Origin of the sequence: Bradyrhizobium sp. ORS 111, assembly GCF_045571485.1 — a bacterium.
Taxonomy (GTDB): Bacteria; Pseudomonadota; Alphaproteobacteria; order Rhizobiales; family Xanthobacteraceae; genus Bradyrhizobium.
This window is the reverse complement of sequence record NZ_CP120701.1, coordinates 4060875-4075665: the sequence shown is the minus strand read 5'-3', so window position 1 is coordinate 4075665 and position 14791 is coordinate 4060875. Positions and strand designations below refer to the sequence as shown.

The 14791-nt window shown below is 64.1% G+C and carries 15 protein-coding genes; 11 read left to right on the top strand and 4 right to left on the bottom strand.

What is annotated here, in order from left to right; all coding sequences use genetic code 11:
- Positions 1-133: 133 nt before the first annotated feature.
- The gene (locus P6U30_RS19045) at positions 134-385 is read right to left on the bottom strand and encodes a PilZ domain-containing protein (RefSeq protein ID WP_407146153.1); all 252 of its coding nucleotides are present in this window, start codon (positions 383-385) and stop codon (positions 134-136) included.
- Between the two features lie 263 nt (positions 386-648).
- Between P6U30_RS19045 and P6U30_RS19040 the strand changes: the two genes are divergently transcribed.
- The 3 genes from P6U30_RS19040 to P6U30_RS19030 are packed head-to-tail and all read left to right on the top strand — an operon-like array spanning position 649 to position 3680.
- Positions 649-2055: an MFS transporter gene (locus P6U30_RS19040; protein ID WP_407164457.1), complete on the top strand. Its 1407-nt coding sequence runs from the start codon at positions 649-651 to the stop codon at positions 2053-2055.
- 11 nt (positions 2056-2066) lie between these two features.
- A complete protein-coding gene (locus tag P6U30_RS19035; protein WP_407164456.1) occupies positions 2067-3254 on the top strand; it encodes an acyl-CoA dehydrogenase family protein in 1188 nt (395 codons plus the stop codon).
- Between the two features lie 24 nt (positions 3255-3278).
- The gene (locus P6U30_RS19030) at positions 3279-3680 is read left to right on the top strand and encodes a VOC family protein (RefSeq protein ID WP_407164454.1); all 402 of its coding nucleotides are present in this window, start codon (positions 3279-3281) and stop codon (positions 3678-3680) included.
- Positions 3681-3939: 259 nt separating this feature from the next.
- On the opposite strand, the gene P6U30_RS19025 is transcribed toward P6U30_RS19030, so the two are convergent.
- Positions 3940-4692 carry a Spy/CpxP family protein refolding chaperone gene (locus P6U30_RS19025; RefSeq protein ID WP_407164452.1) on the bottom strand — a complete coding sequence of 251 codons (753 nt, stop codon included), beginning with the start codon at positions 4690-4692 and terminating at the stop codon, positions 3940-3942.
- A gap of 479 nt (positions 4693-5171) precedes the next feature.
- On the opposite strand from P6U30_RS19025, the gene P6U30_RS19020 reads away from it, so the two are divergent.
- From P6U30_RS19020 to P6U30_RS18985, 8 genes are all read left to right on the top strand, one after another.
- Entirely contained in the window at positions 5172-6512 is a 1341-nt protein-coding gene (locus P6U30_RS19020) for an ABC transporter substrate-binding protein (RefSeq protein WP_407164450.1), read from the top strand.
- Positions 6513-6627: 115 nt separating this feature from the next.
- Entirely contained in the window at positions 6628-7560 is a 933-nt protein-coding gene (locus P6U30_RS19015) for a carbohydrate ABC transporter permease (protein WP_407164448.1), read from the top strand.
- A complete protein-coding gene (locus P6U30_RS19010; RefSeq protein ID WP_407164446.1) occupies positions 7560-8471 on the top strand; it encodes a carbohydrate ABC transporter permease in 912 nt (303 codons plus the stop codon). Before P6U30_RS19015 ends, P6U30_RS19010 begins: the two co-directional genes overlap by 1 nt.
- Positions 8472-8491: 20 nt before the next feature.
- Positions 8492-9592, top strand: coding sequence for an ABC transporter ATP-binding protein (locus P6U30_RS19005; protein WP_407164445.1), 1101 nt, complete (start codon positions 8492-8494; stop codon positions 9590-9592).
- A 29-nt stretch (positions 9593-9621) separates the two neighbouring features.
- Complete coding sequence (locus P6U30_RS19000; RefSeq protein WP_407164443.1) at positions 9622-10611, top strand: hydroxyacid dehydrogenase; 990 nt, start codon at positions 9622-9624, stop codon at positions 10609-10611.
- 67 nt (positions 10612-10678) lie between these two features.
- Complete coding sequence (locus tag P6U30_RS18995; protein WP_407164441.1) at positions 10679-12103, top strand: amidase; 1425 nt, start codon at positions 10679-10681, stop codon at positions 12101-12103.
- A gap of 75 nt (positions 12104-12178) precedes the next feature.
- A complete protein-coding gene (locus P6U30_RS18990; RefSeq protein WP_407164439.1) occupies positions 12179-12700 on the top strand; it encodes a hypothetical protein in 522 nt (173 codons plus the stop codon).
- Between the two features lie 76 nt (positions 12701-12776).
- Complete coding sequence (locus P6U30_RS18985) at positions 12777-13550, top strand: transporter substrate-binding domain-containing protein (RefSeq protein ID WP_407164437.1); 774 nt, start codon at positions 12777-12779, stop codon at positions 13548-13550.
- 93 nt (positions 13551-13643) lie between these two features.
- Here the strand turns inward: P6U30_RS18985 and P6U30_RS18980 are convergent, their stop codons facing one another.
- Both P6U30_RS18980 and P6U30_RS18975 read right to left on the bottom strand, forming a co-directional pair.
- Positions 13644-14048, bottom strand: a complete 405-nt coding sequence (locus tag P6U30_RS18980; protein ID WP_407164435.1) for a cupin domain-containing protein — start codon at positions 14046-14048, stop codon at positions 13644-13646.
- 23 nt (positions 14049-14071) lie between these two features.
- Positions 14072-14770: a ribonuclease activity regulator RraA gene (locus P6U30_RS18975; RefSeq protein WP_407164434.1), complete on the bottom strand. Its 699-nt coding sequence runs from the start codon at positions 14768-14770 to the stop codon at positions 14072-14074.
- Between the last annotated feature and the right edge of the window lie 21 nt (positions 14771-14791).

Sequence of the window (14791 nt, the reverse complement as noted above, 5' to 3'; positions counted from 1 at the left end):
ATCCCGACGGCTTCGGCCCATCGTCCTAAAGGACGCGCCGAGGCCGTCTTTTGTTGCAGGAAACAGCGTGCCCGGTTGATCAAGCCCGTGAGGACATCGCGGGGCCTCGATTGATGCCCTGACTGATCGCCATTCAGGCTGTCGCGACGAAGCTCACACCGATCCGGGTCTTCTTGCTCCAGATCACCTGGCACTCGTAGACCACCGAGGCGTCGCTGGCCAAGACCAGACGAAAGCGATGCGGGACGTAGGCCGGGTTCTCGACTTCGATGGCCGCGCCCTCGGGCGAGATGTTCACGATCACGCAATGCATGACGGCGCCGCCCGACGAGACATAAGCGGGTTCGTTGACCTCCGTTCGCGGATGCTTACGCTTTTCGTCCATCCGGCTTGACCCTTGACCGTGCACGCGCCGAGCCTTGGCGATTGACAGCGAATGAGTCAACGGCGCGAAGCCATCACATCGGGCTTTCGCACCGCGATTTGTGCGAAGCAGCAGACCGACTGCGTATCGCCTGGGTGCAGACGAGCCCCGCGTCAACGCCGGCTTGTCGTTCGCGACACCGGAAGGATAGCCTCGCAACATCGGCGGTGCGACGGCGCGACGCCCGCCCTGACAAGAAAGAACAGGCGCCAAGGGGAGACGCCATGTTCGAGATTCTCGATCGCCGGACGACTCTGACCGGCAACCAGATCAAGATCCTTGCCGCCGCGATTATTGGCGATGCGCTGGAATTCTTCGACTACTTCCTGATCGGCTTCGTGCTCGCCTTCCTGATCGGGCCCTGGAAACTCACCTTCGGCCAGTCCGCCACCGTGCTGATGAGTTCGGGCATCGGCGCCATTATCGGCGCCTATCTGTGGGGCTGGCTCGCCGACCGGATCGGACGCCGCATCGTGTTCATCGGCACGGTGCTGAACTTCTCGATCGCGACCGGTCTGCTTTATTTCACGCCCGACAACGGCTGGATCTACCTGACGATCCTGCGCTTCTTCGTCGGCACCGGCGTCGGCGGGCTTTATTGTGTCGACCTGCCGCTGGTGCAGGAGTTCATGCCCTCGCACAAGCGCGGCTGGATTGGCGGCCTCGTCACCTGCGTGATCCCGCTTGGCGTTGGAATTGGCGCGGTGCTGGGCGCATTCGTGGGCACCGACCAGTGGCGGCTGTTATTCGCGATCGGTGTGTTGCCGTCGCTCCTTGTGCTGCTGGTGCGAATATGGGTTCCGGAGTCACCGCGCTGGCTGTGCCGGCAGGGACGCTATGAGGAAGCCCGCAAGTCGCTGGCCTGGGCGTTGCAGATGCAGCCGTCGGACCTACCGTTGCCGACCGCGGCCGACGCCGGTCCGATCATCAAGACGAGTTGGCTTGACCTGTTCAAATACCCGCGCAGCCTGCTCGTCTCCTGGCTGGGCAATGCCGGCGCGCAAACCGGTGTCTACGGCATTACGCTTTGGGCCCCCGCGCTGTTCGTGCTGCTCCTGAAAGTCACCCCGCAGCAGGCCGCCAAGATGATGATCCTGCTCAGCATCTCCGGCTTCATCGGCCGCGTCGCATTCTCCTATTTCTCGGAGCTACTGGGACGGCGCACCGCAGGCGGCCTGCTCGGCTTCGGCGCCGGTGCGCTGACAATCGTTGCCGGCTACCACTATGACGCGACGCTGTTCGGCGTGTCGACCTTCTGGCTATTGCTGGGTGCCGCGTTCTTCTTCGCTGACGGCGGCTTTGCGATCGTCGGGCCCTACGCTGCGGAGGTGTGGCCATCGCATCTGCGCACCACTGGCATGGGGTCGGCCTATGGCTTCGGCGGCATCGGCAAGATCATCGGGCCGGTCGGCCTTGCCTTGATCGTCGGCTCGAGCAACTACCTCAAGCCGGACGTGCCGCTGACCCAGATTCCGACCGCCTTCGTGTATCTCGGCTGCTGGTTCCTGATGGCGGGGGCCGTCTATTACTTCTTCGGCCTGGAGACCCGAGGCAAGTCGATCGAGCAGATCGACAAAGAGCTGAACGCGACGGCCGACGTCGCGGCCTCGGCGACGATCCGACAAGCGTGAGGAAGCTCGCCATGGCTATGACCTCAGACGATCTTGTCGGCGATCGGGAGGTGATCGCCCGCGCCGAAGCGATCCGGGGCGACGTTGCCGCCGCCTCCGACAGCATCGAGACAACGCGCCGGCTGCCGCCCGATCTGCTCGACCGGCTGCACGAGGCAAGGCTGTTCCGCCTGTTGCTGCCGCGCTCGTCGGACGGGATCGAGACCGATCCAGTCACCTTCTTTCACGTCATCGAGACCATCGCCAAGGCCGATGCATCGACGGCGTGGTGCCTGAGCCAGGCCGGCGGCTGCGCGATGTCGGCGGCCTATCTCGACCTGCCGGTGGCACGGGAGATCTTTGGCGAGCCTCGCGCGGTGCTCGCCTGGGGGCCGGGACCGAAGGTCAAGGCTGTGGAATGCGAGGGCGGCTATCGCGTCACGGGCATCTGGTCATTCGCCTCCGGCGGACGGCACGCCACCTGGCTCGGCGCCCACTGCCCGATCTATGCGGCCGACGGCTCGCCCAAACGCGACGCCAATGGCGAGCAGCTCGAGCGAACCATGCTGGTGCGGACCGAAGACGTCGAATGGACCGACATCTGGAACACGGTTGGCCTGCGCGGCACCGCCAGCGATCAGTTCGCGCTCAATGACTTCTTCGTCCGCTCCGACCATTCGATCACCCGCGAGTTCGACCGCGAATGCCGCGAGACCGGCCCGCTGTACCGGATGAGCAACCACACCTGCTATCAGGTCGGCTTCGCCGGCGTCGCCTGCGGCATTGCCCGCGGCGCGCTCGACCACTTCGTCGATGTCGCCCGCAACAAGGTGCCGCGTGGCATGAAGAGCCCGATCCGGGACAATGCGGTGGTGCAATCGGCCCTGGCGCAGGCCGAGGTCAATCTACGTGCCGCCCGCGCTTTCCTGCTGCAGTCGATGGCCGATATCTGGAAGGACCTGGTGGCCGGCCACAGCATCACCGTGGCGCAACGCATGACCATCCGGATGGCGGCAACGCACGCGATCCACAAGGCGCGCGAAGCCGTCGACTTTGCCTACAACGCCGCCGGCGCCACCGCGATCTTCGAAGGGCATCCGCTCGAACGGCGCTTCCGCGACATCCATACCGTGACCCAGCAATTGCAGGGCCGGCTCAGCCACTTCGAAACCGTCGGCGCCTGGATGCTGGGCGCCGATGCGGACCTCGCCTTTGTCTAACCTGACTTCTCAAGGAGAAGAACCATGCCATTGGGCGGACTGCAGCATTACACCATCGAGCCACAGGATCTCGAGAAGACCAAGGAGTTCTATTGCGACGTGCTCGGCCTGGAGAATGGTGACCGGCCGCCACTCGATTTTCCCGGTTACTGGCTCTATTCGGGCGGCCAAGCGACCGTGCATCTGATGGGGACCCGCAAGCCGCGCGAGGGCATTGTGGTGCGCGGCACCGAGAAGACATACGAGGACACCGGCCGCCTCGACCATATCGCCTTCGCCGCCACCGATGTCGATGCAGTTCGCAAGCGTCTAGAAGCCAGGAAGGTCCAATTTCGTGAGCAGATCGTGCCACGGACCGGCGATACCCAGATCTTCCTCTACGACCCCGATGGCATCGGCGTGGAGTTGAACTTTCCGAAGAGCTGACCTGATATCGTTGGACCGCCCTGCCCTGATCGGCCGGCTGGCGGTCCAGTCGGTCGCTCTGTCACCGAGAGCGCCCGGTTCCCGACAAGGCCCCAAGTCGGCCATCAGTCGGGCGCGATCCGGTCCGTTTTTCTTCAAGATTAAATGACGATGTGGCCCCGCCGCGCCGCTGCGGCAGGATAGCCGGGAGTCGCGCCTTTAACCTACCCCAGGGCCTGGCGGCCCGGCTATTCGTCGCGGCTTGGCCCCCCGTTCAGCGTCAGTCGAGCCCGCGCTCGTGGCTAAGGCGCACCATTTCATTGACGAATATCTGTTTCTGCTTGTCGTCCAGAGTGGTGTAGAGCGGCTCAGCCGCGTCGGCGACGTTGCGCTGATCGACCGCACGATCGTTGAGGAATTGGGCCTCGTTGCGCATCTGCTCGATGATGTCGTCGGGCGGATCGCGTTGCGCCCGCGCGATGCGCAAGTTGACGCGGTCGGCACCGTTGTGCCCGAGATAGTGCATCGCGCTGCTAAATCCGGGCCATTGCTTCTCCTGCTCGGGCGTCAGGTTCAACTCCGCCTTGATCCGTTCGATGTTGGCGTCGCTGTTGGCGACGATCTGCTCGGCGGTGAGTTGCGGCGCCCCCTCCTGGGTCAGCACGGCCGGTTGCTTCGTTCCCCGGTCTTTGGCAGCCTTGGCTGACTTCGTACCCTTGGTCCCCTGCCTGTCGCCCGGCGCTGCCGGTTGAGACGGCGTGTTCTTGCCGGCGGCGTTGTTGGGAGTATTGGCATTGTTGCCGGTGAAGACACCGGTGACGCCGGTCACCACCCCGACCACCCCTCCGATCGCGCCGCCGAGGACGCCGCCGACCGGTCCGGCGGCCTTGGAGCCTTCACGAGCCCCCTTTTCGACGCCCTGCACGATCTGCGCATCGACGATGTGGGGCGCTGCCAACAGCATGATGGTGGCCGCCCCGACCGCGATGCACAGTTTCCACCGCACATGCGGCCTCGCTACCGGGATGGGCATGATCGGATCTCCATGATCGCTGGTGAGATTGAAGGCTTGTAGTTCATGCGGGGCAGTGCGCGTCGTCGACCGATCGGGAGCTTAGCGTTTCCAGCTTTGCCAAGTCTATCGGCGGCGGCGCGCCCGACGGTGACGACACGTCCGACGCCCGCTCCGCGTTGCTGCCAGGCGGGGAACCTGCGGCTCAACGGCGCACCATCGCAAACACTGTGCACGGCGGCTCACGCGTGCGACGCAGCATGATCGCCAAAGCTGCTGCCATCGGCCTGCAATCGCAATCACGCGCGCGGCATTGCCTGCGATTTGACCACAACATTAGTTCAATGCATGCCGCTCTGTGATTTCTCGACAGACGCCGGCAATTCTGTTCTGATCGGCAATAACGAAATCTCACGACGTCGCGCGAATGCGACGCGCAGAAGAATAACAATGAGATTTCCAAAGTCTTTTGTCCGTCGGCTCGCCAGGGAGGGAATGCCATGTCACGGAAGAAGCTTTCACGACGACAATTCGTTACTGCGACAGCGCTGTCATCGGCGGCGCTGATCACGGCCCCCTATGTCCGTGGCGCCTACGCGGCCGGCAAGCTCTCGATGGGCTTCTGGGATCACTGGGTGCCCGGTGCCAACAAGGCCTCGACCGAGTTGGTCAACGAGTGGGCCGCGAAAGAAAAGGTTGAGGTCCAGCTCGACTACATCACGAGCCAGGGCAACAAGAACATCGTGACAATCGCCGCCGAGGCCCAGGCCAAATCCGGTCACGACATTTTCCAGATGCCGACATGGTGGCCGCAGTCCAACGCCGAGCTGCTCGAGCCCGTCAACGACATCATGGAGCCGCTGATCAAACTGAACGGCGAGGTCAACGGCACGGTCAAGTATCTCGGCCAGGCCGATGGCAAATGGCTTGGAGTTCCCGCCAGCGTCGGCAGCCAGATCAAAGGCCCCTGCTCGCGCATCGACCTGATGAAGAAGCTCGCCAACATTGACGTGCAGGCGATGTACCCGGCCGGAAGCCAGCCAAAGGCCGACAACTGGACGCTGGACACATTCCTGAAGGCTGCGGAAGCTTGTCACAAGGGCGGCTACCCATTCGGCATCGGTCTCGGCGAGACCAGCGATAGCGTCGACACCGCAGGCGCGATCTTCCAGTCATTCGGCGCCCAGCTCGTCGATGCCAAGGGCAACCTGACGGTTAAGACCGACGCGGTGCGCCAGGCCCTCGACTTCTACAAGAAGCTGATCGCCTTCCTGCCGCCCGACGTCTCGGCCTGGGACGATGCGTCCAACAACAAGTGGCTGGTGTCCGGCAAGGGCGCGATGATCATGAACCCGCCGAGCGCGTGGGCGGTCGCCAAACGCGATGCGCCGCAGGTCGCCGAGCAATGCTGGACCCACGGCTTCCCAGCCGGCCCCAAGGGACGCTTCGCCCCGTACCTGCCGTTCTTCTGGTCGATCTGGTCATTCTCCAAGAACAAGGAGGCAGCCAAGAGCTTGCTGTCGTTCCTGTCGCAGCCGGCATCGATCGAAAAGATGGTGGTCGCGAGCGGCGGCTATGATCTGCCGGCCTACGAGAAGCTCACGACCTTGAAGGTCTGGGCTGAGGAAGAGCCGCCGAAGGGCACGCTCTACCACTACCCGAACCCCTACAACCATCAGACGCTGTCGATCGCGGCCTCGCCGGCACCGCCCAAGGTCGCGCAGCAAATCTACTTCCAGGCCACGCTGACCAAGATGTGCCTGAGATACCACCAGGGTGAGAGCATGGAGAGCACGCTCGCCTGGGCCGAAGGCGAGTGCGAAGGCTTCATGCGAAGCTGACGAAACCTGAGCTCTCGCGATGGCCTGCGATGGCGGCCGCACGAGAGTTCACCTTCCATACCGGCCGCCGCTTCGGCGGCCGGTCCTACAACCAACCGCGCAAAGGACCTGCGTCATGGTTGATGTCACTCTGCAGTCGAACCGCGTTGCGACAGCCTCGCGCAAGCGCACCAGTTTACGCAACGCGCTGCGGCGCAAGTCGATGGTCGCGTTCCTCATGACGCTGCCCTTGATCCTGCTCGTTGCCGTGCTCGTGCTCTATCCGGCGCTTTATTCCTTGCATCTGGCGACGCTGAATAAGGCGATGACGAAGTTCGTCGGCTTTGGCAATTTCCAGTTCCTGTTCAAGCGCGACACCTTCTGGCTGGTGGTCAAGCAATCCTGCATTTTCGCCATCTCGGCGGTGATCTTCAAAGCGCTGATCGGCTTCATCGTCGCGCATTTCGTGCACAATGTGCCGGCCAAGAAGCAGCGGAAATGGCGCGGCATGCTGCTGGTGCCGTGGGTGATCCCGCCGGCGATGAGCACGCTGGCCTGGCTCTGGCTGTTCGACCCCTCCTACAGCGCGTTCAACTACACGCTCTCGCTGTTCGGTATCGGACCGATCCCGTGGACCGGCGACGCGATGTGGGCGCGCTTCTCCGTTATCCTGGTCAACGTCTGGTACGGCGCGCCGTTCTTCATGATCATGTATCTGGCGGCGCTGAAATCGGTGCCCGAGCAGCTCTATGAGGCCGCGGCCATCGATGGCGCCAACTGGTGGCAGCGCATCTGGTATGTGACGCTGCCGATGATGCGCAACATCATCGCGATCACGACCCTGTTCTCGTTGATCGTGACCTTCGCCAATTTCGACATCGTGCGCATCCTGACTGCCGGCGGCCCGCTCGACCACACCCACATCTTCGCGACCTGGGCGTTCCGCGTCGGCATCGAGGGCAGCGATATTCCGCTCGGCGCCAGCGTCTCGTTGTTCATGGTGCCGATCCTGGCGATCGCGGCGATCTTCATCCTGCGCGACGTCACCAAACGCGGGAACGAAGCCTGATGAGCACGGTTACGATCGACAAATCCGGACCTCGACGGAAGGTCAAATACGGCAGCATGAGCCGCGACCGCGCTTGGGCGCTGCGGTGGTCCTATTTCTTCCTGGTGTTGTTTGCGATCTTCTCGCTGACGCCGCCGCTTTATATGCTGATCACCTCGCTGAAGAGCAGTGCTGAAATCTCGGCGGCGACCAATCCGTGGTGGGTGTTTCATCCGACGCTTGAGAATTACATCGAGCTGTTGACCTCGAACCAGTTCCTGCGCTTCTTCTGGAATTCGGCATGGGTCTCGATCATCGTGGTGACCATCACCATGCTGATCAGCGTGCCGGCCGCCTTCGCGCTGGCGCGGATGAAGTTCTGGGGCTCGGCCACGCTCGCGACCGGCGTATTCCTCACCTATCTCATTCCCGACAGCTTGCTGTTCATTCCGCTGTTCAAGATGTTCGCGCAGTTCGGCGACTGGACCGGCATTCAGCTCGTCAACCGCTGGTACGTTCTGCTGTTTATCTATCCGACGCTGACGGTGCCGTTCTGCACCTGGATCATGATCGGCTATTTCGCCTCGATCCCGAAGGAGCTCGATGAGGCTGCGATCATCGATGGCGCGAGCTGGTTCCAGACGCTGACGCGTATCTTCATCCCGGTCGCGTTGCCCGGCCTGATCGCGGCGACGATCTTTGCCTTCACCGTGTCCTGGGCACAGTTCCTCTATCCGCTGGTGTTCACGACTTCGACCGACCAGCTCGTGCTGCCGGTCGGCATCATCACCACCCTGATCAAGGGCGACGTCTTCAACTGGGGCCAGATCATGACCGGCGCCCTGCTCGGCGCCGCGCCGCCGCTGATCATCTATGCCTTCCTGATGGACTACTACATTGCCGGCCTGACCGCCGGTGCGACAAAGGGTTGAACACGGTAAAGGTAGGATTCATGGCAGACGTTACGTTGCGCAAGGTGGTGAAACGTTATGACGACGTCGAGGCGGTGCGCGGCATCGACCTCGACATCGCCGACCATGAGTTCGTGGTGCTGGTCGGTCCCTCCGGCTGCGGCAAGTCGACCACGTTGCGGATGATCGCCGGCCTCGAGGACATTTCCGACGGCGACATCATGATCGGCGGCGACGTCGTCAACGACGTGCCGCCGAAGGACCGCGACATCGCGATGGTGTTCCAGAACTACGCCCTTTACCCGCACATGACGGTCGCCGAGAACATGTCGTTCGGGCTGCGGCTGAAGCACTATCCGAAGGCCGAGATCAAGACCCGGGTCGCCGAAGCCGCGCGCATGCTCGACATCACGGACCTGATCGACCGCAAGCCGAAGCAGCTCTCCGGCGGCCAGCGTCAGCGCGTCGCGATGGGACGCGCGATCGTGCGCAATCCGAAGGTGTTCCTGTTCGATGAGCCGCTGTCCAACCTCGACGCCAAGCTGCGCGTGCAGATGCGGATCGAGATCAAGAAGGTGCACCAGAAGGTTCGCACCACGACCGTGTACGTCACCCACGACCAGGTCGAGGCGATGACGCTGGCCGACCGCGTGGTGGTGATGAACCACGGCCGCATCGAGCAGATCGGCACGCCCAACGAGCTCTATCACAAACCGGCGACCCGGTTCGTCGCGAGCTTCATCGGCTCGCCGGCCATGAACTTCGTGCCGTGCCGGCTCGAGGACGACGCAGGCAGGCTGCAGATACGGCTGACCGACCGCCTCGCCTTCCCGGTGCCGCCACAGCGGGCAGTCCGCTACCAGACCGTGCCGCGGACCGACAAGCTGCTGCTCGGCATCCGGCCCGAGCATCTCGCCGAGTCCAGACCGCATGCCGAGCCCGGCGTCGAGCCGTTCGACGCGCAGCTCGACGTTACCGAGCCGATGGGCATGGAGACCCTGGTCTACTTCACGCTCGACGGCACCCAGGTCTGCGGCCGGGTCAGCCCCAACGCCGGCGCGCAGGATGGCAGCCCGCTCCGATTGGCTGTGGACCTTAACAATATGCATTTGCTAAACGAGGTGACCGGCGCCGTCCTTTGACGGCGCACAAGAAACCTCAAGGGCAGGAAATGGCCACCAACAAGAACAAGATTTTCGTCACCCAGACATTGTCGCCGGGGGCGCGCGCTCTCCTCAACGAGCGGGACGACATCGAACTCATCGAATTTCCGAACCTGATCTCCGCCAAGGATTTCCAGGCCATGCTGCAGCAGCACGCGCCGGTGCATGGCGTGGCGCTCGGCGCGACCCGCTTCGGCGAGGCTGAACTCGAGGCATCAAAGGACATGAAGGTGGTGACGCGGATTGGCGTCGGTTACGACGCCGTCGACGTGCCTGCACTGTCCCGTCGCAAGGTGCCGCTGATGGTCGCGGGCACCGCAAACTCCCCATCGGTCGCAGAACAGGCGCTGTTCATGATGCTGACGCTGGCCAAGCGCGCGCAGGAAATGCACGCCATGGTGAAGGAAGGTACCTGGGCGAGCCGTCTCGGCGTGTTGCCGTTCGATCTCTACGGCAAGACGGTCCTGATCGTGGGCTTCGGCCGCATCGGCACCCGCACAGCCAAGCGCTGCCTGGCAATGGAAATGAATGTGCTGGTGTACGATCCCTATAAGTCCGCCGCCGAGATCACGGCAGCCGGCTGCGAAGCAGTGCCAGATCTCGACGCGGCTCTGCCGCGGGCGGATTTCGTCACCATCCATTGCCCAAAGGCGCCGGAGACGGTCGGCATGTTCAATGCGGCCCGGCTCAGGCGGATGAAGCCGACCGCCTACCTCATCAACACCGCGCGCGGTGGCATCGTCGATGAAAGGGCGCTGCACGACGCGCTGGTATCGGGCAAGCTCGCCGGTGCCGGTCTCGACGTCTTCGAGGTCGAGCCGCCGCCGGTCGGCCAGCCCCTGCACGACTTGCCGAACGTGATCATGGCGCCGCACGTCGCCGGCGTTACCGTCGAGGCGGTCGATCGGATGAGCGAGCAGACAGCGCGCAATATCCTGAGCGTTCTGGACGGCAATCCGCTGCGCCAGAACGTCATCAATCAGGACGTCCTCGGCTGAGCTTCAGTCTCCCTCGTTCGCGCCGCGGCCGATCCAGTCGGTCGGCCCGGCGATGTGGAGCATCGATATGGGTTTCAAGGAATTCGGCAATTACGACGCGGTTGGTCTCGCGGAACTCGTCCGCAAGAAGGAAGTGACCGCAAAAGAGCTGCTCGACGAGGCGATCGCGCGTACCGCGAAGGTCGACCCGCAGATCAACGCGGTCGTTGTCAAGCATTACGACTATGCCGAGCGCCAAATCGCCAAGGGTCTGCCTGACGGCCCCTTCACCGGCGTTCCGTTCCTCCTCAAGGATCTCGATCCGCTCGAGGGCACGCGCACCACGTCGGGCGCCAGCGTGCTGAAAGAGTTCGTCGCCGATCACAACAGCACGCTGGCCCAGCGCTTTCTCGACGCCGGCGTCACGGTTTTCGGCAAGAGCTCGAGCCCGGAATTCGGGCTGATGCCGACCACGGAAACCCGCTTGTTCGGGCCGACCCGCAACCCATGGAATCTCGATCATTCCTCGGGCGGCTCCTCCGGCGGCGCCGCCGCGGCGGTGGCAGCGCGCATCCTGCCCGTCGCGCACGCCAGCGACGGTGGCGGCTCGATCCGAATTCCGGCTTCGGCCTCCGGCGTGTTCGGCATGAAGCCGAGCCGGGCGCGCAATCCGGTCGGTCCGGACCGCGGCGAAGGCTGGGGCGGCTTCTCCGTCGGCCATGTGCTCAGCGTCAGCGTCCGCGACAGCGCAGTGATGATGGACGCGGTGCACGGTCCCGAACCATCGAGCCCCTACGTCGCGCCGCCGCCGGAGCGGCCGTTCTCGCAGGAGGTTGGCCGCGATCCGGGCCAGCTTCGCATCAGCTTCACCGACAAGTCGCCCTACGGCGATGCAATCGATCCCGAGATTGCCGCCGCGGTCCGCGATGTCGCCGGGCTCCTGGCGGGGCTCGGCCACCACGTCGAGGAGCGTGCGCCGGTGCTGGCTGTCGATCCAGCTCCGGTGATGGCGGCGATCGTCGGCGGTAACACGGCATTGACGGTGCGGCTGCTCGAGCAACGGTTCGGCCGCGCCTTGACCTCCGACGATGTCGAGCACCTCACCCTCGCCAGCGCCCAGAATTCCCTCAAGCTGACACCGGCGGACTATGTCGCCGCCCAGCTTGCCGCGTTCCAGATTTCGCGGGGGCTCGCGACCTTCTTCGAAGGCTGCGACGTCTTCCTCAGCCCGACGTTGTGCGCGCCGCCGCTCCGGCTCGGCGAGCTGAACACGATGTCGGAGGACTTGGGCCACATCGCGCCGATCCTGCGTCGGTACATGCCGGGCACTTCGATGTTCAACATGTCCGGTCAGCCGGCCATGTCTGTCCCCTTGGCCTGGAATAAGGCCGGACTGCCGCTCGGGATGATGTTCGCGGCCAAGCTCGGCGAAGAAGGACGCCTGTTCCGCCTTGCCGGCCAGCTCGAGCAGGTCCGCCCGTGGCGCGACAAGCTCCCGCCGGTTTGTGCGTAGGCTGACAAAGGGTAGCTAGATCAGGTAGATAGAGTCGCGCCGGCGAACCCGGCCGATGCCTTGCCTGGAGACCGAATGGTGCCGCACGACGACCCGACCGACAACGCGCTTGCGGCGATCGCGAGCATTCTCGACCAGTCGACCACGCCTCCCGAACCGGTCAAGGCGGCGGACAATCCGTCGGCCGCTGTCGACCCGGTCGACGAGCCATCGTCCGAGGTAGCGATGCCTCCGCCTCTGCCGCCATCCGACGAGCCCATGCGGAGCGAACCAGAGCCGCGCCAAGTGCAGCAGCCCCAACTGGAGCAGACCCAGCCGATCGAGGCCAATGGCTACGCCAAAACTGGCCCTGGACCGATGGCGGCGCTCCGCTTTCGCTGGACGGTGCGCGAGGACGGCGGGCGCTATTACGTCGACGAGACCTTTGGCGAGGGATCGACCCCGCTGGTTAACGGCCCCATGGAGGCGGCCGCCGCGATCAGGTTCGTCGACGATCGCGAGGCCGAGGCGCGGCGGCGCTTCGAGCATTTCAAGCAGGCGATGATCGGCCGCACGGCGCCGACCAGTCTCGCACCCAACGACGACGGCGAGGCTTAGCCCTATCGAGATTGCGGCCGGCCCCTGGCCACTTGGGATGCCGGCACGGACGGTCGTCGGATTGACGGAGAAGTTGATGTTTCGTGCATTGGTCGGCCTCGCCTTGGCTATGTTGCTGTCTGCCGCTCAAGCGCAGCACGCGCCATCCCGTCTCGACGAAATTCTCGCGCGCGGCACGCTGCGCGTCGGCATGACCGGCGACTACCTGCCCTTCACCTATCTCGACCAGGACACGAAGACATTCCGCGGCTTCGACGTCGACATGGCACAAGCGCTCGGCAAGGCGCTCGGCGTCAAGGTCGAGTTCGTGCCGACCTCATGGCCGCAGATGATGAAGGATTTCGAGGCCGACAATTTCGACATCGCGATGGGTGGCGTCTCCATCACCTTTGACCGGCAGAAGAAGGGCCTGTTCTCGACCCCGATCATGCGCGAAGGCAAGACGCCGATTGCGCGCTGCGCCGACAAGGGCAAGTACGACACGCTCGCCGAGATCGACAGGCCGGGCATCCGCATCGTCGTCAATCCCGGCGGCACCAATGAGCGCTTCGCGCGCGCCAACGTGAAGAGCGCGGAGATCCGCGTGTTCAACGACAACACGAAGATCTTCGACGAGATCGCCAAGGGCGACGCCGACCTGATGATGACCGATGCGTCAGAGACACGCTATCAACAGAGGCTGCATCCGGGCGTGCTCTGCGCGGTGCATCCCGACAAGCCGTTCGACTTTGCAGAAAAGGCCTATTGGCTGCAGCGCGACGTGGCGCTGAAGGATTTCGTGGACCAGTGGCTGCACATCTCGAAGGAAGACGGCACGTACAAGAAGATCTACGCCGCATGGTTTGATTAGTCAGCCGAAGTCCATCACTTCGGCGCACCTGGTCGTGATCGAGTGTCGGGACCCGGATTGAGCGCCGCGCAATCCGGGCCACCGATCAGCGCCTCAGCCGACCTTGCCGTCGTATTCCTCGTCCGTGACGTGCTCCATCCAGGTCGAGTAGACGCCGTCAAGCGCCTCCTGCATGGCGATGTGTGTCATGCTGTTTCCGGGCGAGGCACCGTGCCAGTGCTTCTCGTTCGGTGGAATCCAGACGACGTCGCCGGGCCGTATCTCCCTGATGGGGCCGCCCTTGGCCTGCACCCGGCCGATGCCCGAGATCACGTAAAGCGTCTGGCCGAGCGGATGGGTGTGCCAGGCGGTCCGTGCGCCCGGCTCGAACGACACGCGCGAGGCGTTCAGCCGCGCCGGCGCAGGCGCCATGTTGATGGGGTCCTGCAGCACTGTGCCGGTAAAGTTCTCCTTCGGCGCGCGGCGGGTTGGCCGCGAGCCGGCAACGTGGATATCCATGGGCTTACCTCGCTCTTCTCAAGTTATTTCTTGCTGGCGGCGTAGCGTGCCTTGGTCTCGGCGTTCATCGGATAGAGCCCGGGCAATTGGGCGCCGTTGTTCACCTCGTTGACGATCCACGCCTCCATCCGTTCCTGCTCCGGCCCTTCCGCCAGCACGTGGTCGAGGAACGCCTGCGGGATCAGCACCGCGCCATCCTGGTCGGCAACGACGACGTCGTTCGGGAACACGGCAACGCCGCCGCACCCGATCGGCTCGCCCCAGCCGACGAAGGTCAGGCCCGCGACCGACGGCGGCGCCGCATAGCCGTCGCACCACACTGGAAGGCCGGTGCCGAGCACGCCCTCGACATCGCGCACGACGCCGCCGGTGATCAGGGCGGTCACACCGCGCTTGACCATGCGGGCACAGAGGATGTCGCCGAAGATGCCGGCATCGGTGATGCCCATGGCGTCGACCACGGCAATGCAGCCTTCCGGCATCGCCTCGATCGCGGTACGGGTCGAGATCGGTGACGACCAGGATTCCGGCGTCGCCAGATCCTCGCGAGCCGGCACGAAGCGCAGCGTGAAGGCGGGGCCGACCAACCGCGTTGTGCCCGGCCGCAGCGGCTTGGTGCCGCGCATCCAGACGTTACGCAGGCCCTTCTTGAGCAGGACCGTGGTTATGGTGGCGGTGGAGACGTGCGATAGCGTCGCGATCGCTTCGGCAGACAGGGACATCGGGACTTGAGGCTCCGGTAG